The following is a 26,998-nucleotide window of genomic DNA, read 5'->3' on the forward strand; positions in this document are numbered from 1 at the left end:
AGCGAGAACGTACAGCGAAACAGCACAACGAAAGAGTACGCCTATGTTTTTACACCGTCGCCGCTTTCTTGTCGGCGCGCTGGCTTGTATGGCCACCTACGCGGCGCCGGCAAGCGCCGGCTTTCTGGCGGAGATCGCGTTTGTGGATCTGGTCGACAAGCAGCTGGCCACAGCGGTCAGGCCCCGCCATCCGGATGAGCTGTGGGTGCTGGTGGATGATAAGGCGTCGACCCTGGATATTTATCGCGGCCATGACCGCATTGAGCACTTTACGCCGGTGTCGCTTGGCCGCGGTGGGGCAGAAACCCAGCGCATTCGCGGGGGCAGTGTCACGCCGCTGGGCGAGTTTCGTATCAACCGCTTCAATTATGCCAGCCGCTGGCATATTTTCATGGGGGTCGACTACCCCACACCGGCACATGCGCGCATGGCGCTGCAGTCAGGGGTTTATTCACAGCAAGACTACGATGCGTATTTCGATCATTACCGCCGGTACGGCGCACCACCGCAGAATACCGTGCTGGGCGGCGCTATAGGCCTGCACGGGCTGGGTGAAGCCGATCCTGAGGTGCACAGGCGCTTCAACTGGACGCAAGGCTGCGTGGCGATGACGGATACGCAGGTGGAGCGCATGGACGAGCTTGTGGGCATCGGCACTCGCATTGTTATTCGCTAACTCAATTGTTATTCGCTAACTCAATTGTTATTCGCTAACTCAATTGTTATTCGCTAAGCTGTTGTTGTCGAAGATTGTTCAAAGTTTCAGCATTTGGACATGCGATGCTAGACAAACGTTGTGCGCTGTAATACAACTGCGTTTCGCGTCTGTGCTTCGCGGCACAGGTCGCTGCAGTGAGCCTGCTTTTTGCAGGTAGACAAGGTGGTCCAAGGCCTTTAGTCTTGGCGCCTGTCGTTCAATTAATGTAGTACCAAGGAAGACTCAAGGAGAACATTATGACTCTGAAGACGACCCTGAAAATGTCCGCCGCTGCCGCTTCACTGGCAATCCTCGCTGGTTGTGCCTCTTCCGGCGCGCTGGAAGAAGTTCGCACGACGGCAGAATCAGCTCAGGCTGACGCCGCTGAAGCACGTAGCACCGCTTCTCAGGCGCTGAATACTGCAAACCAGGCACAGCGTGACGCACGTGCTGCCCTGCAGATGTCTGAAAAGAACCGTGAAGAGATGAACCGCATGTTCGAGCGCTCCATGCAGAAGTAAGACCGCATGGAAGCCGCAGCGGGCTTTATGCCTTATGCGGTGCTTGTACAAAGCACAAAAAACCCTGCCTCGGCAGGGTTTTTTGTTTGTCTGGTCGTTGCTATTTTATTCTCCGGCTGAGGCACTTTCCAGCTGAATCTCCTCAAGTAACTCTGCCGTGTTGCGTGACTTGGCGGCGTCGGGCGTTGGCGATGCCTGGGGGCCGGTAAGCGCGATGATGCTGGCGTCAGAGTCCCCAATGGCCTGTTTTACCCGGGCATAGTCAATCTCGACGCCGTCTTTGGTTTGCGCGTCGACCATTTTCAGCGCGTCGAGCAGCGGTTCCACATCTACGCTGTTTTCTTCGAGCTGGGGAAACGACTGCACCAGCAGGCTGCCGTCAGCGTCCCAACCGGCCTTGAAAGGTGCGTCGATCAAGTTGACCCGGGTGTTGCCGGGCAGGCGCTCGTACAGCGATTTGATGTCTTCCGGGTACATGCGGATGCAGCCGCGGCTGACGCGCATGCCGACGCCCTCGGGGCGGTTGGTGCCGTGAATCAGGTAGCTCGGAAGGTCCAGCAGGATGGCGTGCCGCCCCAGCGGGTTATCCGGCCCGGCGGGCACGATTTCAGGCGCCGGATCGCCACGCTCGGCGGCTTCGCGACGCATGGAGGCAGGCGGTGCCCAGGCGGGGTCCTTGACCTTGATAGTGGTGCGCGTGACGCCCACGGGAGTGGCGAACTCTTCACGCCCGACGCTGACCGGGTAGGTTTCGACGATGCCCGGTTTGTCGGCGGGATAGTAATACAGACGCAGTTCGGAAAGGTTGATGATAATGCCTTTGCGCGGCGCGTCAGGCAGCAGGTAGCGGCTGGGGATGGTTACTTCGGTGCCCTTGCCGGGAACCCATAGGCTAACGCCGGGATTCGCCATGCGGATTTCTTCGTAGCCGATGTTGTGCTGGCGGGCGATGTCCACCAGCGTCTGCTCCTGGTCCTGCACGACGATGGTGTAGTGCTTGCCGATTACATCGCCTTCGTCGGGCAGGTGAAACTGCCCGCGCGGCAGGTCGTTGGGAGTAGCAGCCGGCGCCGGCTGCCTGGAGGTCTGCTGTTTCTTTGACGCCGCTTGTTCCTGTTGTGCGGTCATCAGCGTTTTAACGCTGCTCAAGGCTGCCGCAGAGATATTGCCCGTCTCTTCAGCAGCAGCGTCTTTCAGCGATACCGCGCTGGCGGTGGCCGGCAGGGTCAGCCAGGCCGCACCGATGGCGGCGGCCAGTAGCGTGACGGCAGGTGCCTTGCGCAGGCGGCGATGGTCAGTTTTTTGTGATGTCATGTGGGGTCCTTGACGTTATCAGGCGGCGGCGGTTTTCTGGTTAAGCGTATGCAGTAGGGCTTCAATCTGCTCAAAACGTGCGTCAACGCTCTCCATGGGCAGCGTAAAGCGTAGCGTGTCAGAGCCGTCCAGGCGGTATTCGGCAGGCGCGCGCTGAATCAGGCTGACAAGCGTCATCGGGTCAACCCGGGTCTTGGCATCAAAGATGAGGCGGCCGCGCGCCGCACCGGCTTCCAGGCGCTTGATGCCCAGCTGTTCGGCGCGCTGGCGCAGTCGCGTCTGGCGCATCAGATGCTTGAGCGGCGCGGGCAATAGCCCGAAGCGGTCGATCAGTTCAACCTGCAGCTCTTTCAGCTCGCCGTCGTCGGTGGTGTTGGCAATCCGCTTGTACATGACCAGACGCTGCTGCACGTCGTGGATGTAATCATTAGGAATCAGCGCCGGCAGGTTCAGGCTGATTTCCACGCCGCTATCAAAGGGTGCGTCGATGTTGGGCGTTTTGCCGGCGCGGATGGCCTTCACCGCACGGTCGAGCATTTCCATGTACAGCGTGTAGCCGATGGTTTCCATCTGCCCGCTTTGCTCGTCGCCCAACAGTTCGCCGGCGCCGCGGATTTCCATGTCGTGGCTGGCAAGGGTAAAGCCCGCGCCCAGGTCGTCTGATGCGCTAATGGCCTCCAGGCGTTTGATCGCATCCCGAGTCATGGCTTTGGGCGGCGGGGTGAGCAGATAAGCGTAGGCCTGGTGGTGGCTGCGGCCAACGCGCCCACGCAGCTGGTGCAGCTGGGCGAGACCGAACTTGTCGGCGCGCTCAATCAGAATGGTGTTGGCGCTGGGCACGTCAATGCCGGACTCGATGATGGTGGAGCACACCAGTACGTTGAAGCGGCGATGGTAGAAATCCGACATCACCCGCTCCAGGCTGCGTTCGGGAAGCTGGCCGTGGGCTACTACCACGCGCGCGTCGGGCACCAGTTCGCGTATTTTTTCCGCGGCATTTTCGATAGTTTTGACTTCGTTGTGCAGAAAATAGACCTGACCGCCGCGGAGTATTTCCCGCAGCAGGGCCTCTTTGATCACGCCGTCGTTGCGCTGCTGCACAAAGGTTTTTACCGATAGGCGCCGGGCCGGCGGCGTGGCGATGATCGACAAATCGCGGATGCCGCTCATGGCCATGTTGAGCGTGCGCGGTATCGGCGTGGCGGTCAGCGTCAGAATGTCGACTTCGGCGCGCAGGGTTTTGAGTTTTTCTTTTTGCGTGACGCCGAAACGGTGTTCTTCGTCGATGATCAAAAGCCCCATCTTGGGCAGCTCGACGCTCTTGGACAGCAGCTTGTGGGTGCCGATCACGATGTCGGTTTGCCCGTTTTTGATTTTTTCCAGTGCGTCGCTTGAACCTTTGCCGCCGGTAAAGCGCGACAGCAGGCCAATATTGACCGCGGTATCGGCAAAGCGGTCGCGGAAATTTTCAAAGTGCTGGCGCGCCAGCAGGGTGGTCGGCACCAATACCACTACCTGGCGCCCGGACTGCACGGCGAGAAAGGCCGCGCGCATGGCCACTTCGGTCTTGCCGAAGCCGACGTCGCCGCAGATCACGCGGTCCATCGGCTGTGGCGCGGTCAAATCCCTGACCACGGCGTTGATGGCGGCCTCCTGATCGGGAGTTTCTTCGAACGGGAAGCTGGCCGAAAAGCGCTGGTAGTCGTCCCCCGGCGTGTCGTAAACCACGCCTTGTTGAGCTTCGCGGCGGGCGTAGATATCGAGCAGCTCGGCGGCGGTGTCGCGGATTTTTTCGGCGGCTTTCTTGCGCGCTTTTTCCCACTGATCCGACCCCAGCTTATGCAGCGGTGCGTGCTCATCGTCGGCGCCGCTGTAGCGCGAAATCAGGTGCAGGCTGTCGACCGGTACGTAGAGTTTGGCGCCGTTGGCGTACTCAAGCGCCAGAAATTCGCTGGCCTGGCCGCCTGCCTCCAGCGCTTCAAGACCCTGATAGCGACCCACGCCGTGGGCCTGATGCACCACCGGTGCGCCGGGCTTGAGCTCGGACAGGTGACGCACGGCAAATTCGTTGTCGTCGGTGGCTTTTTCGCGCCGCCGGCTCTGGCGCACCACGTCGCCGAACAGCTCGGTCTCGGTGATGACGACGACGTTTTGCGCGTCAAGCCAGAGGCCGGCGTCGACCTGACCTTCGGTCAGCGCAAAGCGTTGGCTTCCGTCGATAAAGTCGGCAAAGCGCTCGACGTGGGCGAGTTTGAGCGATAGCGGTGCGAGCAGGTCTTCCAGCGCTTCGCGCCGGCCGCGGGACTCCGCGACAAACAGGATGCGGGCATCCGGCTGCTGGGCGATAAAACGCTCAAGTGCGGCCAGCGGCGTGTGGCTACGCGCGTTGATGGCTACGTCCGGCGGCGGCATGGCGCCGGGCGTCTGGGCGTGGCGGTGATCGGTGTCGTCGGTGAGCTCGATGCGCGGGCGCTGCTTGATCGCGGCAAAGATGTCGCTAACCGGCCAGAAAGCGCGGTGGGGCGGCAACAGCGGGCGCGTCGGGTCAACGCCTAAGTTGGCGTAGCGCGCCTCGATGGCATTCCAGTGCTGTTCGGCGGCGTTGAACACGCCAGGCAACAGCGCGACGTGGGTGGCGTCGGTCAGGTGCTCGAAAAGCGACGCGGTCTGTTCAAAAAATAGCGGCAGGTACTGCTCAAGCCCGGGTGACGGGATGGCCTTGAGGGCGTCATTATACAGCGGGCACTGGCGCGGATCGACGTCAAACAGCGTCTCGAACTGTTCGCGGAAGCAGGCAATAGCGCTGCGCGACAGCGAGTATTCGTGAGCGGGCAAAAGCTCCACGCGCTCGACTTTTTCACTGGAGCGCTGGGAGCCGGGGTCAAAGTAGCGCAGGGTGTCGATTTCATCGTCGAACAGGTCAATGCGAATGGGCTGTTCCATACCCATGGCGTAAAGATCGATCAAGGCGCCGCGCATGGCGTATTCGCCGGGCTCAAATACGGTTTCGACCGCGCGGTAGCCAGCGCGAGTCAACGCTTCACGTAGCGGCTCGCGGTCAAGCGTATCGCCGGCGGCAAGCGTGAGTACGCGCCCGGCGATGTAGTCCACCGGCGGCAAACGCTGCATCAGCGTGTTGATGGGCACCAGCACAATGCCGTGAACGCCGCCCTGAAGCTTGCGCAGGGTGCGCAGCCTGGCCGAGACGATATCCTGATGCGGGGAAAAGCTGTCGTAAGGCAGCGTTTCCCAGTCGGGAAAGGGCAGCACCGGCACGTCGCTATAAAAAGCCAGGGTTTGCTCAAGGCGCTGAGCGCTTGCGGTGCTGGGTGTGATGACCAGCAGCGGAGCGTGCCTTGCGGCACGGGCCAGCGCCAACGCCGCGGCACTACCGGGCGGTGAGGTCCAGAAAAGCGTATCGCGGGTACCTTGGGGCGTGGGCGGTTCGAGCAGGGAAAAAGTCGGCATAGTCGATGGCATAGTCGATATCGGTTTGCGCTGGAAAGGAAAGACGGGAAAGAAAGCCCTGATCATACACGATTGGCTGTTCAAGCATTGTGCAGCCGATCAGTCAGGCCCCGTTGTTTGGTAGATTCGTTAGCTGGCAGGCTCGTCAGCTGAGTAAAGCGTGGCTGTTGTAGCCCGCCTACAGCGGCTGCGACCATCCAGTGATTGCGGTACGGGCGTCAGGTCAGGATAATGCGGCGCACCAACTTCTTCCTTCATTACCCAGAGAGGTCGCACGTGAGTCAGCCAACGCTTGATAATATTTTTCAGGAATGGCAGAGCAACGAAGCCCTTGCCGAGCAGATGATTCCGCTGGTGGGGCTGTTGTACCGTCAAAATAACGTCGTGGCCACCATGTTCGGTCGTTCGCTGATCAAGCAGTCGGTGATCCGGATTCTGAAAGACCATCGCTTTGTGCGCGAAATCGAAGGCACCGAGCTTACCGTGGACGACACGCTCCCCATCATTCGGGCGATGGTTGAGCTCAATCTGGGGCCGGCTCACGTGGACGTGGGCAAGCTGGCGGTGCTGCTCAAGCGTCAGAGCATTGAAGAGCCGAGCGGCGCCGATGTGGAGACGTTCCTGCGTAAGGAATTGGGCGAAATAATTGATGGCTACCAGCCCGGCGTCAGCACCGGCGAGCCTCAGGACGTGGTGCTTTACGGCTTTGGCCGTATTGGCCGTCTCCTGACGCGGGTAATGATCGAGAAGGCCGGCGGCGGCAATTTACTGCGCCTGCGGGCGATCGTGGTGCGTGGTCGCGGCGATGTCGCCAAAGATCTTGAAAAACGCGCGAGCCTGTTGCGCCGTGACTCCGTGCACGGCCCGTTTGAAGGCACCATCGACGTGGACGCCGAGGCGCGCACGTTGACCGTCAACGGCAACATGATTCAGGTGATCTACGCTGATTCACCGAGCGATATCGACTATACCGACTACGGTATCGATAACGCCGTGATCGTGGATAACACCGGCATCTGGCGCGACGAGGCCGGCTTGGGTCAGCACCTTGAATGCCGCGGCGCGGCCAAGGCGCTGTTGACCGCACCGGGCAAGGGCGACATCAAAAATATCGTGTACGGCGTGAATCACGCTGATATCGGTGAGGAAGATCGTATTTTGTCGGCGGCCTCGTGCACCACCAACGCGATTGTGCCGGTACTCAAGGTGTTGAACGACGAGTACGGCGTGGCCACTGGCCATGTGGAAACCGTGCACGCCTACACCAACGACCAGAACCTGATCGATAACTATCATGCAGGCGATCGTCGCGGGCGCAGTGCGGCGCTCAACATGGTGCTGACCGAGACCGGCGCGGCCAAGGCCGTGGCCAAGGCGCTGCCCGAGCTTGACGGCAAGTTGACGGGTAACGCCATTCGCGTACCCACGCCTAACGTTTCCATGGCCATTCTCAACTTGACGCTTGAGAAGAGCACTGATGCCGAGTCGCTCAACGATTACCTGCGCGGCATGTCGATCCACTCGGCGTATCAGAAGCAGATCGACTTTGTTGATTCCGCGGAGGTGGTGTCGTCAGATTTTGTGGGCAATCGCAAGGCCGGCATCGTTGATGCCAAGGCGACAATCGCCAACGGCAATCACGCGGTGGTCTACCTGTGGTATGACAACGAATTTGGCTATAGCTGCCAGGTCATTCGCCTGCTGCAGCATATTTCTCACGTCAATTTTTTGAAACTGCCCCACGAAAAAAATAGATAAGGCGGCGCCAAGCGCTGCGCTGTCCCTTTAACGCCACCTTCGGGTGGCGTTTTGCATGGATTTTTATTCGTACACGGACAAACGACGTGCGTATATACCACCTTTGGGAGACAGGACGGATGTGGCCATTGGCCGCGCTTATCTTTATAATACGGTGGAATTTTGGGGTGGTTCGAGTACGCCTCGGGCCCGACTGGTAATAAACTACGCGGAAAATAAGAATTCGAACCCTTTCGAACCCCTTATCTTCGTATATCCGATCCATCAACTGGGCGAGACTATGATCGAAGTCAAAAAAGGCCTGGATCTCCCCATCGCGGGGGCGCCGGAGCTGCGCATTGCGGATGCGCAGCCGGTGCGCCACGTGGCCATCCTGGGCACTGACTATGTCGGCATGAGGCCGACCATGGAAGTAAAGGTTGGGGATAAGGTCAAACTAGGCCAATTGCTTTTCACTGACAAGAAAATTGCGGGGGTTTGCTTCACGGCACCCGCGGCCGGTGAGGTTGTCGCTATTAACCGCGGCGAAAAGCGTCGTTTGCTGTCTGTTGTGATCAAAGTCGATGAGAACGAAGAGGCCGTGTCTTTCACGGCACATGAGCGCAGTGCCATCGAGAGCCTGGAACGCCAGACGGTCGTTGACCAGCTGGTGGATTCCGGTCTCTGGACAGCGCTGCGCACGCGCCCGTTCTCGCGTACGCCGGCACCAGACAGCAAACCTGCCGATATTTTCGTGACCGCCGTAGATACCCATCCGCTAAGCCCGGATCCTGCGGTGATCATCAACGAAGCGCCCGAGGCGTTTGAAGACGGGCTGAAGGTGCTGGCCCGCCTGACCGAAGGCAAGGTGTACTTGTGCACCGGAAAAGACGCTTCGATCCCCGGCGGTGATGTTAATGGCGTGACTTCGGAAGCTTTTTCCGGACCGCACCCGGCAGGGCTTGTCGGCACGCATATTCATCATTTGTCGCCGGTCGCCCTGCACAAGCACGTTTGGCATATCGGGTATCAGGACGTGATTGCCATGGGCAAATTGTTTGCCGAGGGCAAGCTCGACGTCAGCCGCATCATGGCTGTCACCGGGCCGCGCGCTGAAAAACCGCGCCTGCTGCGCACTCGCGTTGGCGCCAACACCGATGAGCTTCTCGTCAACGAAGTTATTCAACCCGACGACACGCGGGTGATTTCCGGCTCGGTATTCTCCGGCTTTGCCGCCGAAGGCAACCTGAGCTATGCCGGGCGTTTTCACAACCAGTTCAGCCTGCTGGAAGAGGGCAACAAACGCCTCTTCATGGGCTGGCTGTCTCCGGGGAGTGAGCGCCACTCGGTGATGGGAATTTACCTGTCGAAGATTAAGGGGCTGAGCAACTACGCGCCGACGACCTCAACCAACGGGTCGGAGCGCGCCATGGTGCCGATTGGCGCTTATGAGACGGTAATGCCGCTGGATATCATGCCGACTCAGCTGCTGCGTTCGCTGATCGTGGGCGACATTGAGGCTGCCATGCAGCTTGGGTGTCTGGAGCTGGATGAAGAGGATCTGGCGCTTTGCACGTACGCTTGCCCCGGCAAGTACGAGTACGGCCCCATCCTGCGTGACAACCTCACCATGATCGAGAAAGAGGCCTGATGATGGGTATTCGACAAACGCTCGATAATATCGAGCCGCATTTTCACAAGGGCGGCAAGTACGAAAAGTTCTACCCGCTGTTTGAAGCGGTAGACACGATGCTCTACACGCCGCCAAGTGTGACCAAGACGACCGCGCATATCCGCGACGGCATTGATCTCAAGCGCATGATGATCACTGTCTGGCTATGCACCTTTCCGGCCATGTTCTTCGGTATGTGGAACGCAGGTTTTCAGGCCAACAGCGCTATCGACGCCGGCTCCGTTTCCATGGAGGGCTGGCGTGAAGCGCTGATGATGACGCTGTCTTCAGGGCACAACGCCGACAGCCTGTGGGCTAACCTTGTGCTCGGGGCGACCTACTTCGTGCCGATTTATTTCATCACTTTTGTGGTGGGTGGCTTTTGGGAAGTGCTGTTTGCGATGAAGCGCGGCCACGAGGTCAACGAAGGCTTCTTCGTCACCTCGATCCTGTTCGCGCTGATTCTGCCGGCAACGATTCCGCTGTGGCAGGTCGCACTGGGCATTACCTTTGGCGTGGTGATCGGCAAGGAAGTGTTTGGCGGTACCGGCAAGAACTTCCTGAACCCGGCGCTAACGGCTCGCGCGTTTTTGTATTTTGCCTACCCTGCGCAAATTTCCGGCGACTCGATCTGGGTAGCCGCTGACGGCTATACCGGCGCTACTGCGCTGTCTATGGCCTTTCAAAACGGCATGAATCAACTGACGTCTTCCGTCAGCTGGTGGGACGCGTTCTGGGGCTTTATTCCCGGCTCGGTCGGTGAAGTATCCACCTTTGCTATCTTGCTCGGCGCTATCGTACTGCTATGGACGCGGATTGCCTCTTGGCGCATCATGCTTGGGGTGTGCTTGGGCATGATCGCGACGAGTACGCTGTTCAACCTGATTGGCTCTGATACCAACCCCATGTTTGCCATGCCTTGGTACTGGCACTTTGTGGTGGGCGGCTTTGCTTTCGGCATGGTGTTTATGGCGACCGACCCGGTGTCGGCCTCCATGACCAATCAGGGGCGTTGGATTTTCGGCGCCCTCATTGGCTTTATGACCGTGCTGATTCGTGTGGTAAACCCGGCTTTCCCCGAGGGCATTATGTTGGCGATTCTATTTGCCAATCTGTTTGCGCCGCTGATTGACCATTTCTTTGTCCAGGCCAACATCAAACGTCGCGTCAAGCGCGTTGGCGTGCCGGCCGAGGAGACTGCTTGATGGGTAATAACTCGACCAAAAAGACGCTGCTTGTGGCGTTTGTGCTGTGTATCGTCTGCTCCGTGATTGTCTCCACGGCGGCGGTAGCGCTGCGCCCACAGCAGCAGCTCAACCAAGAGCTGGATCGCAAGACCAACGTTCTTAACGTGGCCGGGTTCAACGAGCCGGGCATAGACGTGGAAAGCGTGTTTAGCGAGCAAATGAACGCGCGCGTGGTCGATATGCAAACCGGCGACTATACCGACGAGTTCGACCCTGAGACCTTTGATAGCTTCGAAGCCGCTAGCGATCCGGCGACAGGCCGCACGCTCTCCGGTAAAACGGATATCGCCGGTCTCTCCCGCGTAGAAAACTACGCCACCGTGTACTTGGTAGGTGATCCTGATGATCCCGATCAGATTGTGCTGCCGATTCGTGGCCAGGGCCTGTGGGGGGTGATGCGCGGCTTCTTGTCGGTGAAGGGTGATGGCAATACCATTATCAGTATCACCTACTATGAGCTTAGCGAAACGCCGGGGCTGGGCGGTGAGGTGAATAATCCGCGCTGGCAGGCACTCTGGGAAGGCAAGAAAATCTACGACGACAAGGGCAGCTTGTCACCGGAGATTCACCTGTCTAAAAGTGCCAGCGGTGAACATGAAGTCGATGCACTGTCGGGCGCTACGCTGACCAGTAACGGGGTGACGAACATGCTTCAGTTCTGGTTGAGCTCGGAAGGTTTCGGTGAATATCTGGCTAAGTTTCGCAGCGGCGTGAGCCAGAATGAGGCGCAAAACGCCGACGGCGAACGTGAATTCGAAGGAGCCTAACCATGGCAGACGTCACTCCTAAAAGCGTCTTGTTGACGCCGATCTTTCAAAACAACCCCATTGCGTTGCAAATTCTGGGGATCTGTTCTGCACTAGCGGTCACGACCAGCATGGGGCTCTCACTGGTAATGACATTCGCCGTTATCTTTGTGACCTCGCTGTCGAGCTTCTTTGTCTCGCTGATTCGTAACCACATCCCGTCGTCGATCCGGATCATCGTGCAGATGACCATCATCGCGTCGCTGGTTATCGTGGTGGATCAGATCCTCAAGGCCTACGCCTATGAGATGTCCAAGCAGCTGTCGGTGTTTGTCGGCCTGATCATCACCAACTGCATCGTGATGGGGCGCGCCGAAGGCTTTGCGATGTCCAACTCGCCGGGGCTTTCGTTCCTCGACGGCGTGGGCAACGGCTTGGGCTATGGCTTCGTCCTTATGTTCGTGGGCTTTGTCCGCGAGCTTTTGGGCTCGGGTAGCGTCTTTGGCTTTACCGTACTGCAAACCGTGCAGGACGGCGGCTGGTATGTCGGTAACGGCTTGCTGCTGCTACCACCGTCGGCGTTCTTTGTTATCGGCCTGTTAATTTGGGTAATGCGTTCGATCAACCCCGATCAGGTTGAAGAGAACGAATTCCAGATGAAGGAAAACACTCAGCCGAAGGAGGCCGTGTAACATGGAACATTATCTGAGCCTTTTGGCGAAAGCGATTTTCGTCGAGAATATGGCGTTGGCGTTCTTCCTTGGCATGTGTACGTTTCTCGCTGTGTCAAAGAAGGTGTCATCGGCGCTGGGGCTGGGTATTGCGGTGATTGTGGTGCTGTCGATCACCGTGCCGGTCAACAACCTGGTGTATACCTATCTGCTGCAGGAAGGTGCGTTAACGTGGACAGGCATTTCCGGAACGGAGAACATTGATCTCTCGTTTCTGGGGCTTTTAAGCTATATCGGCGTGATTGCTGCGCTTGTGCAGATCATGGAAATGTTTCTGGACAAGTACGTGCCCGCGCTTTACAACGCGCTGGGCGTGTTTCTGCCGCTGATTACCGTTAACTGTGCCATCTTGGGCGGTGTGCTGTTCATGGTGGAGCGCAAATACAACTTCGGCGAGTCCGTGGTGTATGGTTTTGGCGCAGGTGTAGGCTGGGCGTTGGCGATTGCCGCGCTTGCCGGTATTCGCGAAAAGCTGAAGTACAGCGACGTGCCGGCCGGCCTTCAAGGGCTGGGTATTACCTTCCTCACGGTGGGGCTGATGTCGCTTGGCTTTATGTCTTTCTCGGGCATTCAGCTTTAACGCAGCGGTTTTTCTGGCGGCGCCAGGGCGCCGCCGGAATCGGAACAACCTTCAGCAATAGGAAACCGACATGGTTGATATATTTGTCATCTTGCTCGGTGTTGTCATGTTCACGGTCATCGTCATCAGTTTGACGGTGATCATTCTGGCAGCCCGAAGCAGACTGGTGAGCAGCGGAGACGTGACCATTGAGGTCAACGGCGACCCTGAGCACAAGTTAAGCACCCAGGCCGGCGGCAAGCTCTTGAATACGCTGGCGGCAAACGGCATTTTCCTGTCGTCTGCCTGCGGCGGCGGCGGCTCCTGCGCGCAGTGTAAATGTCGCGTGGAAGAAGGCGGTGGCTCCATTCTGCCGACCGAAGAATCCCACTTCACCATGCGCGAGAAAAAGCAGGGCTGGCGTCTTTCTTGCCAGGTGCCGGTGAAGCAGGACATGAAGATCGAAGTGCCTGAAGAGGTCTTCGGGGTGAAGAAGTGGGAATGTGAGGTTGTCGCCAACCATAACGTTGCTACTTTCATCAAGGAGCTTAATCTCAAGCTGCCCGAAGGCGAAGACGTCGCTTTCCGCGCCGGTGGCTATGTGCAGCTTGTCGCACCGCCCTACGATATCAAATTCGCTGACTTTGATATCGACGAAGACTACCAGGGCGATTGGAAGAAGTTTAACCTCTTCGATGTTGCGCATAAGAACAACGAGGAAGTCATCCGTGCCTATTCCATGGCTAACTACCCGGAAGAGAAGGGCATCCTCAAGTTCAACATTCGTGTGGCCACGCCGCCGCCGGGCACCAGCCACCCGCCGGGTCTGATGTCGACCTACGTGTTCAACATGAAGGTGGGCGACAAGGTGACGGTGATGGGGCCGTTCGGCGAGTTCTTTGCCAAGGACACCGATGCCGAAATGATCTTCATCGGCGGTGGCGCGGGTATGGCGCCGATGCGCAGCCATATCTTCGATCAGCTCAAGCGTCTTGATACCAAACGCAAGATCAGCTTCTGGTACGGTGCGCGTTCCTGGCGCGAGACCTTCTATAACGAAGAGTACGACAAGCTGGAAGATGAGCACGACAACTTTGAATGGCACCTGGCGCTGTCTGACCCGCAGGATGCCGACAACTGGGAAGGACCGACCGGTTTCATTCATAACGTGCTGTACGAAAACTATCTGAAGGACCATCCGGCGCCGGAAGATTGCGAGTTCTACATGTGCGGGCCACCCATGATGAACGCCTCGGTCGTCAAGCTGCTGCTTGATCTTGGGGTAGAGCCGGAAAACATCATGCTGGATGATTTCGGCGGCTAGCGTATAAGTTATTATTTGTGCAAACGCCCGCGGGGCTGGCCGATGCGGTCAGCCCCGTTTGTGTTTTTGCCTGTACTTTATGATAATGGCACTTACGGATGGCGCCGTTGTCAATGAGGTAGACGGCCTGAGTGTTATGCTCATTACATCCGCGTCCAAGAGGTATTAGCAATGACAATCTGGCTACTGGCATTAGGTTTCATGCTGTTGGTAATGACCGCAATGGCGGTCGGTGTGCTGATGGGGCGCAAGCCCATCGCCGGCTCCTGCGGCGGCTTGAATCAGCTGGGGTTGAAAGACGGCTGCGATATCTGCGGCGGCAAAGATGACGTTTGCGAAGAAGAAAACCGCAAGCGCCAAGGCGTTAGCGCCCGCCGGCAAAGTGATGAAGGTCGTGGAGCGGGGTTGGGCTATAACATTGCTCGCCGTTAGATGATCACCCGCTGCTATGCAAAAAAGCCCGAGCTATTACGCTCGGGCTTTTTTTGTAGCTGCACTTGTATGATAGCGCTACAGCGCGTCAAGCGCGGTGCGCGCTTGTTCCTGCCATGCACCGGGCAGCGCGGCAGCTTTTTCAAGGGCCTCGCGAGCCTTGTCGCTTTTCTCTTGTGACTTGTATAAAAGCCCCAGATTCAACCAGGCCACGCCCAGCGTATCGTCGGCAGCGGTGGCGCGCTTGAACGCCTGTGCGGCTTTTTCCGGCTTATCAAGCGCATAGTAGGCGTTACCCAACGCGAAGTAGCCCATGGCGTTTTGCGGCTGCGCGGCGACGAGTGCCTGCCAGCTTGAAAGCGCGGCTTTGGCACCATGCTGTGTTTCGTAGTCGCTGATGGCATCGACGGCGCGCTTGGCGGTAACGCCATTGGGGATACGTCCTGGCTTTGCCAGCACGAACCCCCAGCGTTTGCTGCGCGCCCAGGTGGCATCAAAGCGGCCAAACGATAGCGTGTGCCGACGGATCTCGCCGCTGCGCATGATCAGCGTTTCGTCGGGCAGGTCATAGCCGATTACAATCGCGTAGTGCCACATGGGCCAGGCGGGAAGCGATAGATTCTGCATGACCACCACCGGGTCGCCGGCGGCGACGTGCCCAAGCAAGGCATCAAAGGTGGGGCGGATGGGAAACGCGATGCGTTGGTGGCGGCGCGTGGTGGCCAGCATTTCCGGCTGTACGCTGCCGTCCCGGCCGGGAATAAAGACCTGGGGAATCAGACTGCTGACGCTGATTTCAGCGTCTCTGGCGCCATCCTTCTCAGCTTTTTCGGCAGATGCGGGCGTGGCCGTCCAGGCTGCGTTCGGCGTCGCCGGTGAGTAATTGAGCACCGTCGCCAGCGCGGCTGGGCCGCACTGATACTTTTCCTGCGGATAAAACGGCACGCCCTCAAGCTCAACGTGCGCAGGCAGCGTTTGGTAGCTGCTATCGCGCAGAGCGGGGCTTGCGGCGCAGCCGCTCAATAGCACGGCCAGCAGGGCACAACACAGCAAAACGCCCGCGGGGCGGGCGTTTTGCTGACGGCGGTGGCGCAATGTGCGTTTAGCGGGTAAACGGGAAGACATTGGTCAGGCCCAGAATATCGGTTACCAGCAGGATCACGAAAACGGCAAACAGGGCGCCAATAACACCGCCCGCACCGGCGGGCATGGCATCAAGCTGGTCGGCCATCTGGCTGACCTCGGCATTGCTCAGGGCGGCAACGCGGTCCTGAACCTGATCAACGCTTACGCCCTGAGCCAGCAGCTGGTCTTGTACATCGGCGCGGGCCAGAACGTCGTTGATGCGTTCACGGTCGCTGCTGACCGTATCGGCCTGGAGGGCTGACTGGGTAGTGACGAGACCGGCCGTCTGGGCGGCGGCCACGGGCAGGCTGCTGATCATCAATATGGCAATCAGCAGCATGGCTACGTAGCGACGAAGATAAGGCATGGTTATTTTCCCTTGTTGATAACAGTTGTTGATTTAGCGTTATTGGTGGAGTGGGCGTTATGCGTCAGGTAAGCCGCGTTGGCGCCATGCTTTCGCAAAATCGCGGGTAAAAGAAGGCGGTGCCAGCATCGGCCTTAGTATAGGAAGAAACCCCGGCGTATTTAAGGCTTCCTTGTGCATTAAAGCGCCATGTTTGTAGCGTTGAGTAACTCGTGAGGCGCTTTAATGCAGCCGGTATGTCCAGGCGGCTTCAGCCAGCAGGCCGCGTCCACCGGCAAGCGTCAGGGCCAGATCGTGAAGGCCTTGCCACAGCGGTACCGGAGAGGCGCCCTTGACGGCCAGGTCCAGCCGCTGTGCCATAAGGAGAAGTTTGTGCAGCCGGCGCATGGGCAGGCGTTTAACGGCGCTTTGATACGCCGGGCGGCGGCGGTCAAAGATCATCGGCTTTTGTGCCTTGCAGGCCTGCTCGAAGCTTTGCCCCTGCTCCAGATGCTGATGGAGGGAAAGCAGCGTGCGCATTTCCCGTCCCAGTGCCCAGAGCACGATTGGCGCTTCAACGCCTTCACTTTTGAGCCCGTAGACAATCCGCGAGGCACGCGTTGTTTCGCCTTTCAGGCAGGCGTCTGCCAGGTTGAACACGTCAAAGCGTGTGCTGTCTTCCACGCCCTGGGCGATGTCTTCAACGCTGACACGGGCGTTGGCCGGCAAGATCAGCGCAAGTTTCTGCAACTCCTGATCGGCGGCCAGCAGGTTGCCCTCGGTGCGCTCACCCAGCAGGCGTGCGGCGTCCATATTCAGCTGCAGGCCGTGGCGTTGGGCGCGGTCGCGTAGCCAAAAGCCCAGCCGCGAGGCATCCACCGGCCATACCGGCACAAACAGACCGTTTTTATCCAGCGCCTTGAACCAGGCGCTTTTTTGCTGTCTGGCATCGAGTTTGCCCATGCTGATGAGCAAGACGTCATCGCTGTGAGCCAGCTGTTCGGCGTACTGCCCAAGCACCTTGGCGCCATCCTGGCCCAGCTTTTGACGCCCCAGACGCACCTCGATTAGTTTTCGCGTGGCGAAAAGCGAGAGGTTGCCGGCCACTTCCAGCAGCTTCCCCCAGGCAAAGTTGGGCTCTACGTCGATGACTTCGCGCTCTTCCACGCCCGCCTGACGCGCCGCTGCGCGCACCGCATCGCAGGCGTCGCGGTGCTGCAGCGGTTCGTCGCCGGCGACGATGACCGCCTGAGGCAATCGCTTGGCGAGCGCGCCGGGAAGCTGGTCGGCAAAAACCTTCACCGTAGCGCCTCGACGCTTGCCAGGTGCTCGATGATGCGCTCGGCCAACTGCTTGGACAGCTGCCGGCGGGCTTCATCAATCAGCACATCGCGGTTGAGCAAGTCGTCATCGCTGACGCGCAGCCGCGTGGCGCTACTGATCGATTCGCGGTTCCACACGTAGGCCTGATCAACACGCTGCTGCAATGATACCCGGGCGCTCAAGGTAAATTCGTGCTCGCGACTGCCACGGCCGTCGCCGCCCAGGCGCCGGTTATGCATCTCGACCGCACTGAGCGTCAGCCGCCAGGGGGCATCTTCACGGATGCCGCTGCCACGCGTGTGCAGCAGCTGGGCCAGCGCCTGGCCAAGATCGCTTTGCGTATCGCCTTCAAGCGCGAAGGCCGGCAGCGTCGGCAGGCTGTCGCGGCCACGCAGATGAAAGCCGCAGCCGCTTAACATAACCGCCGCTGATGCTGTCAACGCCGCGCCGATAAAGGCGCGGCGGCCTGGCCGCTGGGTATTCATGGGCTCACCACGATATTAACCAGCTTGCCGGGCACCACGATCACCTTGCGTACGGTTTTTCCGTCGATGTGGCGCTTGACGTTGTCGTCGTCCATGGCTAGCTGCTCAACGGCGGCTTTGTTGGCATCAGCCGGGGCGGCAAGGCGCGCGCGCAGCTTGCCGTTGACCTGCACCACAAGCTCGATGCTGTCGCGGGTCAGCGCGCTTTCATCGAGCACCGGCCAGACGGCGTCGATAGCCGGCTCGTCGTGACCCAGATGTTGCCACAGCGCGTGGCAGAGGTGGGGCGTAATCGGGGCGAGCAGCAGTACGCAGGTGTCGAGCGCTTCGCGGGCAACGGCCAGATCGGCGGGCGTCGTCGTGCCCGTCTCGTGGGTGAAACGCCCGAGCGTGTTGGACAGCTCCATGACGGCAGCAATGGCGGTATTGAACGTGGTACGTCGGCCAATATCGTCGCTGGCTTTGTTGATGGTTTCGTGGGTTTTACGCCGCAGCGCCTTGTGCGCTTCATTAAGCGTGACGCTGTCCAGCGCCGCCGGTGTGCCGGCGTCTACGTGCTCGTGCACCTGGCGCCACAGGCGTTTCAGGAAGCGGTGTGCGCCCTCAACGCCGGAGTCCGACCATTCCAGAGACTGCTCGGGCGGCGCGGCGAACATCATGAACAGGCGCACGGTGTCGGCGCCGAATCTGTCGATCATTGACTGCGGATCAACGCCGTTGTTTTTCGATTTGGACATTTTCTCGATGCCGCCGGCGACTACCGGCTGGCCGTCGTCGGGGAGAATCGCGCTGATCGCCCGGCCCTTTTCGTCGCGTTTGACCTCGACGTCCGCGGGGTTGAACCACTGTTTGCCGCCGTTGGCAGTGGGGCGGTAATAGGTTTCGGCGATCACCATGCCTTGGGTGAGCAGCTGCTGGAAGGGTTCGTCGGAGTCCACCAGACCGAAATCGCGCATCAGCTTATGGAAGAAGCGCGCGTAAAGCAGATGCAGGATGGCGTGCTCGATACCGCCAATGTACAGATCCACCGGCAGCCAGTAGTTGGCGCGCTCGTCGAGCATGGCCTCAGTGTTATCCGCGCAGCAGAAGCGCGCGTAATACCACGACGATTCCATGAAGGTATCGAAGGTGTCGGTTTCGCGGGTCCAGCCGTCGCCCAAGTCGGAAAATTCGGGCATTTTCTTCAGCGGCGAGCCCGAGGCGTCCACGGTAACGTCCATCGGCAACGCGACCGGCAGCTCGTCATCGGTGAGCGGTACGGTCTGGCCTTCGGGGCCGTATTTCACCGGAATCGGCGCGCCCCAATAGCGCTGGCGGGCAACGCCCCAATCGCGCAGGCGGTAGTTGGTTTTAACCTCGCCGCGACCCTGTTCGGCCAGTGCGCGAGCCACGGCGTCAAAGGCGGCGTCAAACTCAAGGCCGTCAAAATCGCCCGAGTTGATCAGCTTGCCGTGCTCGATAAACGCGCCCCCGGAAAGGTCCGGCGCATTGCCTTCTGCATTGGCGATCACCGGCGTGATGGGCAGGCCGTACTCGGTGGCAAACTCCCAGTCGCGCTGGTCGTGGCCGGGGACGGCCATGACCGCACCGGTGCCGAACTCCATGAGCACGAAATTGGCCGCGTAGACGGGCACGGTCTTGCCGGTGAGGGGGTGAATGGCGGTGTGCCCGGTGGCCATGCCCTTTTTCTCTTTGGTGGCCATTTCCGCTTCCGAGGTGCCGCCCTTGGCGCACTCCTCGCGGAAAGCGGCAAGCTCAGCGTTGCCTTCAGCGGCGCTTTTGGCCAGCGGATGGTCCGCGGCCACGGCGACGTAGGTCACGCCCATCAGCGTATCCGGGCGCGTGGTGTACACCGCCAGCGGCTCGCACTCGCCGCCGTCGGTATCCTTGATGGCAAAGGTCAGCTCGACGCCGCGGGATTTGCCGATCCAGTTGCGCTGCATGGTCTTGACCTGCTCGGGCCACTCGACGTGATCCAGCTCCGCCAGCAGCTCATCGGCGTAGTCGGTGATTTTCAGGAACCACAGCGGGATTTCGCGGCGCTCAACCGGCGCGCCGGAACGCCAGCCGCAGCCGTCGATAACCTGTTCGTTGGCGAGCACGGTCTGATCGACCGGGTCCCAGTTGACCGTGGACATCTTCTTGTAAACCATGCCGTTTTCCACCAGTTTGGTGAAAAACCACTGTTCCCAGCGGTAATAGCCGGTGTCGCAGGTGGCAAACTCGCGGTCCCAATCGTAGGCAAAGCCCAGCGCCTTGAGCTGGCGGCGCATGTAGTCGATGTTGTCGTAGGTCCACTTGGCCGGCGGCACCTGGTTTTGAATCGCGGCGTTTTCCGCGGGCATGCCGAAGGCGTCCCAGCCCATGGGCTGCATGACGTTTTTGCCCTGCATGCGCTGAAAGCGCGAGACCACGTCGCCAATGGTGTAGTTACGCACGTGGCCCATGTGCAGCTTGCCGCTGGGGTAGGGGAACATCGAAAGGCAGTAGAACTTTTCGCGGTTGGCATCCTCTACGGCTTTAAAGCACTGATTCTGGTTCCAGTACTGCTGGGCGTCGCGTTCAATCTCACAAGGGCTGTAATGTGCGTCCATCGGTTTATGTCATGCCTTGGGCTGCTCGCCCGAAATGCCGGGCCGAGAGTGAATGATAAAAGTCGAATGTCAGAGCGTTGGCTCGATTGTATCCTATGAAGGTGTAACCTTGAACGGCAAGCGGGGTTTATCCGCACCGGGCCGAAGACAACGCCGCAGCCGAACATGCGGAAAAGGAGAACGTCATGGAAAAGCACAACGAAAACCGTCTGCGCGAAGGCTACGAGCGTCTGTTGGAACGTTTGAAAGACGGCGCCAACGAGCTGACCTGGGAAAACCTGCAGAAAGATCTGGATGACGCGGTCGAGTTTGAAGGCGAACTTTCCGAGTACACCAAGGACGAGTTGGCGCTGCTGCGCGCCTGGGTCGAGCGCGATTTGCGCGACATGCGCGGCTATCTCGGCGGTACTGGCCGGCAAGTGGCCGAATGGTTGGGCATTGATCTGGGGTATCTGTCGCGCCGCGTCAGCGAATCGCTGCTTTCCATTGCCGACCGCAGCGTGGTCGAGCGCGAGCGCTTCGACGAGGATCTGGAGGCCGCCCGCGCCGACTACTGCGAAGGGGAAATGGCGGTTCCCGGCAAGATGGCCTGCGTACACTGCGACGCCGAAGTCACCCTTGAGCGGGTACAGCTGCTGGAGCCTTGCCACCAGTGCGGAAGCCGCTATTTTTCCCGGATGCACTAACGGCCTTGTATCACGCTCGTCTTACAGCCGTGCGGCGAGCACGGCGATGGCGATCAGGGCGAGCGTGCTCATCAGCGCGGCGTAGCCGAGGTTGTGCTTCATCAGATAATAGCCGCTGGTGCCGTAGCGCCCCTGCAATGACAGGTTAATCCCCGAAAGCGGCCCCACGGCGGTGCCCACCGCCCAGGCCGCCAGCGCGACAAAGGCAAACAGCGTTTGTTCGCTGCCTTCCAGGGCAAGAATGGACGCCAGCGTGGACACGCCGATAATCGGGTGCAGCCCGATGATGGCGCTCAGCACAATCACCACAAAGCTCATCATGGCCTCGGGCGTGCCGAAGTGGGCAAACAGCGTCCACTGTTCCTGAGTCGCGGCGTCCACCAGCGTAGAAAGCCCCAGGGTGAAAAGCCCGGCGGCGAGAAACAGCGAAATTTCCCCGCGCATGGCCGGCAGCCGCGTCATGCTGTGCTGGTGAATCCGGCGCAGCGCATAAACGGGGCCTTGGGACAGGTTGAAGGCCAGCGCCACGGTGGGCAGCAAAAACGTGATAATGCCGACGATCGAAAGCGTCGGGGTCAGCCAGAAGTGAAAAAGCATCACCAGTGCGGCCATGCACAGCGGCATCAGCAGGCTTTGGGGCGCCAGCGAAAAGCCCTCGACTTCGGTCAAGTCGAAGCGTCGACGCAGCTCAAGGGTGGTGATCAGCCCTGCGGCCATGGCCAGCGGAAACCCGGCCAGCGCCACGTAGCCGTATTGCATGTTGGGCACCAGCGCGATGACCACCCCCATCGACGCGAAAAACGGCGACCACAGCGCGGCGCTAGACAAACCGCGGTTGAGCGCCAGCAGCTGGGGCGTAGACAGCGGCTTTTCCCGGGACAATCGGTCGCCCACCATAAACACCGCGGAGAGATTTAAAATCGTGCCGAGAAAATGCACCCCCAGCCAGGTGCGCAGCACGCCGCCGGTGCCGGTAACGCGCTGCCCTTCAGTGCGCCGGTTGCCTTGGGTGCCAATCAGCGCAATAAAGCTCACGCCCACCAGCATGGCCACCACGAAGGCATTGCGGGTGAATATGCCCGGCCAGTCAACGCGGGCGCCGTAGCCCCACCGTGCCACCAGCAGCATGCCAATGCCCAGCGCGATCAGCACGCCGGCCTGACGCCGCGAACGCAGCGGAATGTCACGCCACAGCAGCACCACGGCAAGCCACAGCCCATAGCTCACCGCGTAAGTGGTGTTGATAACGCCGCTGAAACCGGCAATTTGCAAAAGTAGCGCGAGCAGAATCAAGCCGCCCGCGATGCGCTGGCGTGGGGTACTTTCGTGCATGGTCGCTTTCCTGAAAAAAACCACCGGCAGGCTAACGGCAACGCCCGGTGAAAGCCAGCGCAGCACGGATGCTATGATGCTGGCCGCCATTCACGACAGTACACAGAGGACAAACCATGTGGGATAAATCCATCTACCAGTGGCTGGGCGCTAGCGTACTAGCCGCGAGCCTGGCGGGCTGTACGTCTGAGAATGGGCCCGACGAGGAGCAGGCGAGCAGCGGCGCCGAGCAGGCCGAGAGCGCCGAAAAAGTTGAATCAGCGAGCGCTGATCCTGGGGGCGCCACGGCGCTCAAACAGACATTGCTGGCGCGCTATCCCGACTACTTGGGTGAGGTGCGCTACTTTCAGGCCGAAGAGGACTTGAACGATGACGGCACCCCCGAAGTGATTGTGCATATCGTCGGCCCGCAGGTGTGCGGCAGCGGCGGCTGCGAAACGCTGGTGTTCAGCCGCGAAGCGGAAGAGTTAACGCTGGTGGCTGAGATCACGCTAACGCGCCCGCCGGTGATTGTCGCTGAGGCTAGCACCCACGGCTGGCATGATCTGGGCGTGGCGGTCAGCGGCGGCGGAGAATCGGGCAGCTATGCCCGCCTGCGCTACGACGGCGAGCAGTATCCCTCCAACCCGACGGTCTCGCCCGCTGAAACCAGCGGTGACAAGATCGAGGGCAGCGTGGCGATCCCTACCTTTGAGGACTTCACCGAGGGTAAGCTGTTACGCAAGGATACCGGCGCCTGATCTGGCTGCTGGGCGATCAGGCGGCCGTTAGTCCGTCAGCGGTTCAGGCACGCTTTTTTCGCGCGTCGCCGGCTTTTCATCATCGACCACCGCAGCGCCGACGATATCGCCGGTGACGTTGAGCGCAGTGCCGCCCATGCCGATCAGCGCATCGACGCCGGCGATCAGCGCGACCACTTCAAGCGGCAGTCCGAACATGCTGAGTACGGCGGAAAGCGTGACCAGCCCCGCCGCCGGCACGCCGGCGGTGCCCACCGAAAGCAGCGTGCCGATCACCACGATAATCACAAAGCCGCTGAAAGAAAGATCCAGTCCGGTAATGTTAGCGGCAAATACCAGCGATACGCCCATGCGCAGAGCGCCACCGTCGGAGTTGAAGATAGCGCCGAGGGGCAGGGAGAAATTGGCGGTTTTTTCCGACACGCCGGCCTTTTTAGCCGCTTTAATCGCAATGGGCAGGGTGGCAATGCTGCTGGAGGTAAAAAACGCCGTGGTGAATGCTTCACGAATGTTTTTGTAAAACGCCCCGACTGAGTGCCGGGACAAGCTGATAAAGGCGGTATAAACCACGCTCCAGAGAACGATCAGCCCCAGGTAAAACACGCCGGTAAAATACAGCAGCGACTTCAGCGTCGCCCACCCCTGGCTGCCAAACGTGGAGGCGCTGATGGCAAAGACGCCGATGGGCGCATACAGTAAAATACCGTTCAGCAGGCGGTAGAACATTTCGTTCATGGCGGTAAAGAAACGGTCGAGTATCGCGCCGTGATCGCGCATTTTTTCATCGCTGGAAAACAGCATCGTCGACACCGCCATGCCGATGATAATCGCGACGAAGAGGATGGCCATTAGATCGCCGGCGGTAAACGCGGCGAAGAGATTACGCGGGACGATTTGCAGCAGAATGTCGGAAAAGTGCGGGATATCCGGTTTATCGACCGAAGCGTCGGGCAGCGTAATGCCTTCGCCGGGGTTGAAGAACAGCGCCAGCGACACGCCAATCAGCACCGCCAGCGCGGTAGTGGTGAGGTAATACAGCAGCAGCTTGCCGCCCATTTTGCCCAGCTGGGGGAGGTTCATCTGGCTGACGGCCAGCACCACCGTGAGAAAAATCACCGGAATGGCAATCAGGCTCAGCAGATGAATCAGCAGGGTGCCCAGCGGTTTGAGCAGCGCGGCCTGCTCACGAAAAATCAGCGCTGTGGCGATGCCCAGCAAAAAGCCCGCCGCCATTTTGAGCACCAGCGGCGTATCGCGATAGGTTTTCCATGGTGTCTGAGTCCATAACGTCATGGTGTGGTTTCCTGCTTGGTAAAGGTGACCCAGCGCATCGCGCTGCTTTCCCGCGCCTGTTCAAGCTCTGCAATCAGGCGGCGGGCGGCGTTGGATAGCGTACGGTTTTTATGCACCAGATAGCCCAGCGGGCGGTACAGCGGCGGGGTGTCAACGTCAAGCGACACCAGTTCGTGGTCGATCATGCTCTCGGGCAACAGGCTCCAGCCAAGCCCCACGCTACACATCATTTTCAAGGTTTCCAGATAGTTGGTCGCCATGCTGGCCTCAAGCTCCAGCCCGTAGCGCTCCAGCCGCCGGCGCAGAAGCGCACGGGTGAAGGTCTGGGCACCGGGGAGGACGCTGGCGTGCCGGCACAGCTCGGCAAGCGTCAACGCAGGTACGTGGCACAGCGGGTGATCCGCCGCACAGACAAAACACATGCGATCCACCCAGACCGGCACAACCTCAAGCTGTTCGTGTGGCTCGGGAGCCAGCGTGACAATGGCGATTTCCAGCGTGCCGTCAAGCACGCTCTGATAGGCCTGTTCGGAGTCCAGAAAGCGCAGCGCCATGTGTACGTCGGGATGGTGCTGGGTATAGCGCCTCAGCAGCGGCGGCAAGCGGTGCAGGCCGATATGATGGCTGGTGGCAAGACTTAGCTGCCCGCCGACCTGGCCGGAAAGATTGGCCAAGGTCCGGCGGCTGTCGTCCACTGCCAGCAAAATATGCTGCGCCCGGGGCAGCAGCAGCTGGCCGGCCTCGGTCAGGGTAATACGCCGGCCTATGCGGTCAAACAGCCGGCTGTTGACCTGATTTTCCAGCACCGCAATACGTTTGCTGATGGCCGGCTGGGTCAGGTGCAGCTGCTCCGCTGCCCGTGAGAAGCTTTGGCAGTTGGCCACGGCCAGAAAGGCCTGGAGGCTTTGGGTATCCATTGCTATTCCTTTAAGGAATCCAAACCATAAATAACATGAATTGCATTTATCTTCGCGGAGGGTAGCATTGCCGGTAGAGGTTACACCATAGCGCCTGTCCTGCGGGTGCATGAGAAGCGTAAGTTATACACATCTTTTATACAAAAATAATTTTATTGAATTATTGTTAATGAGAAGTTGTAAAATATCGCGTTATAAAAGAATGAAGCTATAAAAGACCGCAATGCGTTATATAGGGCATCCGCCCGGGAGAGAACATGGCAGCTCAAACGCTTTATGACAAACTCTGGGAACAGCATCTGGTCAAGCAGCGCGACGACGGCACCGCGCTGGTTTACATCGACCGCCACATGCTCCACGAAGTCACTTCTCCGCAGGCGTTCGAGGGCTTGCGCCTTGCCGGCCGCAAGCCGTGGCGGCTGGATACCAACCTCGCCACCACCGATCACAACGTGCCCACTACGCTTGCCGAGCGCGCCCAGGGTAATAAAGGCATCAAGGACCCGATCTCGCTGATTCAAGTGCAGACGCTGGACGATAACTGCAGTGAATACGGCATTGTCGAGTTCGGTATCAACGATCCGCGCCAGGGTATCGTCCACGTGGTGGGTCCCGAGCAGGGCGCGACGCTTCCCGGCATGACGGTGGTTTGCGGCGATTCCCATACCGCCACCCACGGTGCGTTTGGCGCGCTGGCCCACGGCATCGGCACCTCCGAAGTCGAGCACGTGCTGGCCACCCAGTGCCTGTTGACACAGAAGATGAAAAACATGCAGGTGCGCGTGGAAGGCGAGTTGGGCACCGGCGTTACCGCCAAGGACGTGGTGCTGTCGATTATCGGCAAGATCGGCACCGCCGGCGGCACCGGCCATGCCATCGAGTTTGCCGGCAGCGCCATCGCAGGGCTGTCCATGGAAGGTCGCATGACGGTGTGCAACATGGCCATCGAAGCCGGCGCCCGGGTGGGCATGATCGCCGTTGACGACACCACCATCGATTACATCGGCAACCGCCCGTACTCGCCTGAAGGCGAGCAGTGGGACGCCGCCGTGGCCGACTGGCGCGAGCTGGTGTCCGACGCCGACGCCGCGTTCGACAAGGTCGTGACGTTTGACGCCGCCGACATCGAACCGCAGGTAAGCTGGGGCACCAGCCCCGAGATGGTCACCGGTATTTCCGGCGAGGTGCCCGACCCCAACGCGGCAGCGGACGACACCATCGCCACCAGCCACACCCGCGCGCTTGAGTACATGGGGCTTTCAGCCAACCAGAAAATCACCGATATCCGCCTCGACAAGGTGTTCATCGGCTCGTGCACCAACTCGCGCATCGAAGACCTGCGCGAAGCCGCCGCCGTGGCCAAGGGGCAGAAAGTCGCCGATACGATCATGCTGGCGATGGTGGTGCCGGGGTCGGGGCTGGTCAAGCGTCAGGCCGAAGAAGAAGGGCTGGACAAGATCTTTATCGACGCGGGCTTTGAATGGCGCGAGCCGGGCTGCTCGATGTGTCTGGCAATGAACGCCGACAAACTCGGCGCCGGCGAGCACTGCGCCTCGACCTCCAACCGCAACTTTGAAGGCCGTCAGGGCTACGGCGGGCGCACCCATTTGGTCAGCCCGGCAATGGCCGCCGCCGCCGCGATTGCCGGTCACTTTGTGGATGTGCGTCGCCTGCCCGCCAATGATGTCAGCCACGCGAAAAAGGCCTGA

General features: G+C 59.8%; 23 protein-coding genes. 13 read left to right on the forward strand and 10 right to left on the reverse strand.

Annotated features, from left to right (window positions below; all coding sequences use genetic code 11):
• Window positions 1–43: 43 nt before the first annotated feature.
• Window positions 44–676: a L,D-transpeptidase family protein gene (locus tag B5495_RS00320; protein ID WP_079550326.1), complete on the forward strand. Its 633-nt coding sequence runs from the start codon at window positions 44–46 to the stop codon at window positions 674–676.
• 278 nt (window positions 677–954) lie between these two features.
• Entirely contained in the window at window positions 955–1,218 is a 264-nt protein-coding gene (locus B5495_RS00325; RefSeq protein ID WP_079550327.1) for an Lpp/OprI family alanine-zipper lipoprotein, read from the forward strand.
• A 105-nt stretch (window positions 1,219–1,323) separates the two neighbouring features.
• Here B5495_RS00325 and B5495_RS00330 read toward each other — a convergent pair whose 3' ends face one another.
• The gene (locus B5495_RS00330) at window positions 1,324–2,532 is read right to left on the reverse strand and encodes a L,D-transpeptidase family protein (RefSeq protein ID WP_231897207.1); all 1,209 of its coding nucleotides are present in this window, start codon (window positions 2,530–2,532) and stop codon (window positions 1,324–1,326) included.
• Window positions 2,533–2,550: 18 nt separating this feature from the next.
• Window positions 2,551–6,000 (reverse strand): transcription-repair coupling factor, encoded by a 3,450-nt coding sequence (gene mfd, locus B5495_RS00335; protein ID WP_079550329.1) that lies wholly within the window; start codon window positions 5,998–6,000, stop codon window positions 2,551–2,553.
• A 276-nt stretch (window positions 6,001–6,276) separates the two neighbouring features.
• Between mfd and B5495_RS00340 the strand changes: the two genes are divergently transcribed.
• The 8 genes from B5495_RS00340 (at window position 6,277) to nqrM (ending at window position 14,448) form a co-directional block, all read left to right on the forward strand.
• Complete coding sequence (locus B5495_RS00340) at window positions 6,277–7,758, forward strand: glyceraldehyde-3-phosphate dehydrogenase (RefSeq protein WP_079550331.1); 1,482 nt, start codon at window positions 6,277–6,279, stop codon at window positions 7,756–7,758.
• 280 nt (window positions 7,759–8,038) lie between these two features.
• Window positions 8,039–9,388 carry a Na(+)-translocating NADH-quinone reductase subunit A gene (locus B5495_RS00345; protein ID WP_079550333.1) on the forward strand — a complete coding sequence of 450 codons (1,350 nt, stop codon included), beginning with the start codon at window positions 8,039–8,041 and terminating at the stop codon, window positions 9,386–9,388.
• Window positions 9,388–10,614 (forward strand): NADH:ubiquinone reductase (Na(+)-transporting) subunit B, encoded by a 1,227-nt coding sequence (locus B5495_RS00350; RefSeq protein WP_079550335.1) that lies wholly within the window; start codon window positions 9,388–9,390, stop codon window positions 10,612–10,614. The genes B5495_RS00345 and B5495_RS00350 overlap by 1 nt, the downstream gene beginning before the upstream one ends.
• Window positions 10,614–11,423: a Na(+)-translocating NADH-quinone reductase subunit C gene (locus tag B5495_RS00355; RefSeq protein WP_079550337.1), complete on the forward strand. Its 810-nt coding sequence runs from the start codon at window positions 10,614–10,616 to the stop codon at window positions 11,421–11,423. Before B5495_RS00350 ends, B5495_RS00355 begins: the two co-directional genes overlap by 1 nt.
• A 2-nt stretch (window positions 11,424–11,425) precedes the next feature.
• Window positions 11,426–12,094 carry an NADH:ubiquinone reductase (Na(+)-transporting) subunit D gene (locus B5495_RS00360; protein WP_079550339.1) on the forward strand — a complete coding sequence of 223 codons (669 nt, stop codon included), beginning with the start codon at window positions 11,426–11,428 and terminating at the stop codon, window positions 12,092–12,094.
• 1 nt (window position 12,095) lies between these two features.
• Window positions 12,096–12,713, forward strand: coding sequence for an NADH:ubiquinone reductase (Na(+)-transporting) subunit E (gene nqrE / locus B5495_RS00365; protein WP_079550341.1), 618 nt, complete (start codon window positions 12,096–12,098; stop codon window positions 12,711–12,713).
• A gap of 70 nt (window positions 12,714–12,783) precedes the next feature.
• Window positions 12,784–14,016, forward strand: coding sequence for an NADH:ubiquinone reductase (Na(+)-transporting) subunit F (nqrF, locus tag B5495_RS00370; protein ID WP_079550343.1), 1,233 nt, complete (start codon window positions 12,784–12,786; stop codon window positions 14,014–14,016).
• Between the two features lie 171 nt (window positions 14,017–14,187).
• Window positions 14,188–14,448: a (Na+)-NQR maturation NqrM gene (gene nqrM, locus B5495_RS00375; protein ID WP_079550345.1), complete on the forward strand. Its 261-nt coding sequence runs from the start codon at window positions 14,188–14,190 to the stop codon at window positions 14,446–14,448.
• A 78-nt stretch (window positions 14,449–14,526) separates the two neighbouring features.
• Here the strand turns inward: nqrM and B5495_RS00380 are convergent, their stop codons facing one another.
• From B5495_RS00380 to leuS, 5 genes are all read right to left on the reverse strand, one after another.
• Window positions 14,527–15,573 (reverse strand): PA2778 family cysteine peptidase, encoded by a 1,047-nt coding sequence (locus B5495_RS00380; protein ID WP_079550346.1) that lies wholly within the window; start codon window positions 15,571–15,573, stop codon window positions 14,527–14,529.
• Entirely contained in the window at window positions 15,551–15,940 is a 390-nt protein-coding gene (locus B5495_RS00385) for a PA2779 family protein (RefSeq protein ID WP_079550348.1), read from the reverse strand. The genes B5495_RS00380 and B5495_RS00385 overlap by 23 nt, the downstream gene beginning before the upstream one ends.
• Window positions 15,941–16,162: 222 nt before the next feature.
• Window positions 16,163–17,221 (reverse strand): DNA polymerase III subunit delta, encoded by a 1,059-nt coding sequence (gene holA, locus B5495_RS00390; RefSeq protein ID WP_079550350.1) that lies wholly within the window; start codon window positions 17,219–17,221, stop codon window positions 16,163–16,165.
• Window positions 17,218–17,727, reverse strand: coding sequence for an LPS-assembly lipoprotein LptE (locus B5495_RS00395; protein ID WP_079550352.1), 510 nt, complete (start codon window positions 17,725–17,727; stop codon window positions 17,218–17,220). Before B5495_RS00395 ends, holA begins: the two co-directional genes overlap by 4 nt.
• Window positions 17,724–20,321, reverse strand: a complete 2,598-nt coding sequence (leuS, locus tag B5495_RS00400; RefSeq protein WP_079550354.1) for a leucine--tRNA ligase — start codon at window positions 20,319–20,321, stop codon at window positions 17,724–17,726. The genes B5495_RS00395 and leuS overlap by 4 nt, the downstream gene beginning before the upstream one ends.
• A gap of 185 nt (window positions 20,322–20,506) precedes the next feature.
• On the opposite strand from leuS, the gene B5495_RS00405 reads away from it, so the two are divergent.
• Complete coding sequence (locus B5495_RS00405) at window positions 20,507–21,007, forward strand: zinc ribbon-containing protein (RefSeq protein WP_079550356.1); 501 nt, start codon at window positions 20,507–20,509, stop codon at window positions 21,005–21,007.
• A 21-nt stretch (window positions 21,008–21,028) separates the two neighbouring features.
• Here B5495_RS00405 and B5495_RS00410 read toward each other — a convergent pair whose 3' ends face one another.
• Complete coding sequence (locus tag B5495_RS00410; protein ID WP_079550358.1) at window positions 21,029–22,339, reverse strand: hypothetical protein; 1,311 nt, start codon at window positions 22,337–22,339, stop codon at window positions 21,029–21,031.
• Window positions 22,340–22,455: 116 nt separating this feature from the next.
• Between B5495_RS00410 and B5495_RS00415 the strand changes: the two genes are divergently transcribed.
• Window positions 22,456–23,079, forward strand: coding sequence for a hypothetical protein (locus B5495_RS00415; RefSeq protein WP_079550360.1), 624 nt, complete (start codon window positions 22,456–22,458; stop codon window positions 23,077–23,079).
• A 27-nt stretch (window positions 23,080–23,106) separates the two neighbouring features.
• Here B5495_RS00415 and B5495_RS00420 read toward each other — a convergent pair whose 3' ends face one another.
• Complete coding sequence (locus B5495_RS00420) at window positions 23,107–24,372, reverse strand: dicarboxylate/amino acid:cation symporter (RefSeq protein ID WP_079550365.1); 1,266 nt, start codon at window positions 24,370–24,372, stop codon at window positions 23,107–23,109.
• Window positions 24,369–25,289: a LysR family transcriptional regulator gene (locus tag B5495_RS00425; protein ID WP_079550367.1), complete on the reverse strand. Its 921-nt coding sequence runs from the start codon at window positions 25,287–25,289 to the stop codon at window positions 24,369–24,371. The genes B5495_RS00420 and B5495_RS00425 overlap by 4 nt, the downstream gene beginning before the upstream one ends.
• Window positions 25,290–25,546: 257 nt before the next feature.
• Here B5495_RS00425 and leuC point away from each other — a divergent pair, with 257 nt between their 5' ends.
• Window positions 25,547–26,998, forward strand: coding sequence for a 3-isopropylmalate dehydratase large subunit (gene leuC / locus B5495_RS00430; protein ID WP_079550369.1), 1,452 nt, complete (start codon window positions 25,547–25,549; stop codon window positions 26,996–26,998).

It is taken from the genome of Vreelandella subglaciescola, assembly GCF_900142895.1.
Taxonomy (GTDB): Bacteria; Pseudomonadota; Gammaproteobacteria; order Pseudomonadales; family Halomonadaceae; genus Vreelandella; species Vreelandella subglaciescola.

Excerpts from the sequence above, each read along its gene's own strand:
- B5495_RS00320 (WP_079550326.1), top strand. The coding sequence starts at position 44 with ATGTTTTTACACCGTCGCCGCTTTCTTGTCGGCGCGCTGGCTTGTATG.
- B5495_RS00325 (WP_079550327.1), top strand. The coding sequence starts at position 955 with ATGACTCTGAAGACGACCCTGAAAATGTCCGCCGCTGCCGCTTCACTG.
- B5495_RS00330 (WP_231897207.1), bottom strand. The coding sequence starts at position 2,532 with ATGACATCACAAAAAACTGACCATCGCCGCCTGCGCAAGGCACCTGCC.
- mfd (WP_079550329.1), bottom strand. The coding sequence starts at position 6,000 with ATGCCGACTTTTTCCCTGCTCGAACCGCCCACGCCCCAAGGTACCCGC.
- B5495_RS00345 (WP_079550333.1), top strand. The coding sequence starts at position 8,039 with ATGATCGAAGTCAAAAAAGGCCTGGATCTCCCCATCGCGGGGGCGCCG.
- B5495_RS00350 (WP_079550335.1), top strand. The coding sequence starts at position 9,388 with ATGATGGGTATTCGACAAACGCTCGATAATATCGAGCCGCATTTTCAC.
- B5495_RS00355 (WP_079550337.1), top strand. The coding sequence starts at position 10,614 with ATGGGTAATAACTCGACCAAAAAGACGCTGCTTGTGGCGTTTGTGCTG.
- B5495_RS00360 (WP_079550339.1), top strand. The coding sequence starts at position 11,426 with ATGGCAGACGTCACTCCTAAAAGCGTCTTGTTGACGCCGATCTTTCAA.
- nqrE (WP_079550341.1), top strand. The coding sequence starts at position 12,096 with ATGGAACATTATCTGAGCCTTTTGGCGAAAGCGATTTTCGTCGAGAAT.
- nqrF (WP_079550343.1), top strand. The coding sequence starts at position 12,784 with ATGGTTGATATATTTGTCATCTTGCTCGGTGTTGTCATGTTCACGGTC.
- nqrM (WP_079550345.1), top strand. The coding sequence starts at position 14,188 with ATGACAATCTGGCTACTGGCATTAGGTTTCATGCTGTTGGTAATGACC.
- B5495_RS00380 (WP_079550346.1), bottom strand. The coding sequence starts at position 15,573 with ATGTCTTCCCGTTTACCCGCTAAACGCACATTGCGCCACCGCCGTCAG.
- B5495_RS00385 (WP_079550348.1), bottom strand. The coding sequence starts at position 15,940 with ATGCCTTATCTTCGTCGCTACGTAGCCATGCTGCTGATTGCCATATTG.
- B5495_RS00395 (WP_079550352.1), bottom strand. The coding sequence starts at position 17,727 with ATGAATACCCAGCGGCCAGGCCGCCGCGCCTTTATCGGCGCGGCGTTG.
- leuS (WP_079550354.1), bottom strand. The coding sequence starts at position 20,321 with ATGGACGCACATTACAGCCCTTGTGAGATTGAACGCGACGCCCAGCAG.
- B5495_RS00405 (WP_079550356.1), top strand. The coding sequence starts at position 20,507 with ATGGAAAAGCACAACGAAAACCGTCTGCGCGAAGGCTACGAGCGTCTG.
- B5495_RS00410 (WP_079550358.1), bottom strand. The coding sequence starts at position 22,339 with ATGCACGAAAGTACCCCACGCCAGCGCATCGCGGGCGGCTTGATTCTG.
- B5495_RS00415 (WP_079550360.1), top strand. The coding sequence starts at position 22,456 with ATGTGGGATAAATCCATCTACCAGTGGCTGGGCGCTAGCGTACTAGCC.
- B5495_RS00420 (WP_079550365.1), bottom strand. The coding sequence starts at position 24,372 with ATGACGTTATGGACTCAGACACCATGGAAAACCTATCGCGATACGCCG.
- B5495_RS00425 (WP_079550367.1), bottom strand. The coding sequence starts at position 25,289 with ATGGATACCCAAAGCCTCCAGGCCTTTCTGGCCGTGGCCAACTGCCAA.
- leuC (WP_079550369.1), top strand. The coding sequence starts at position 25,547 with ATGGCAGCTCAAACGCTTTATGACAAACTCTGGGAACAGCATCTGGTC.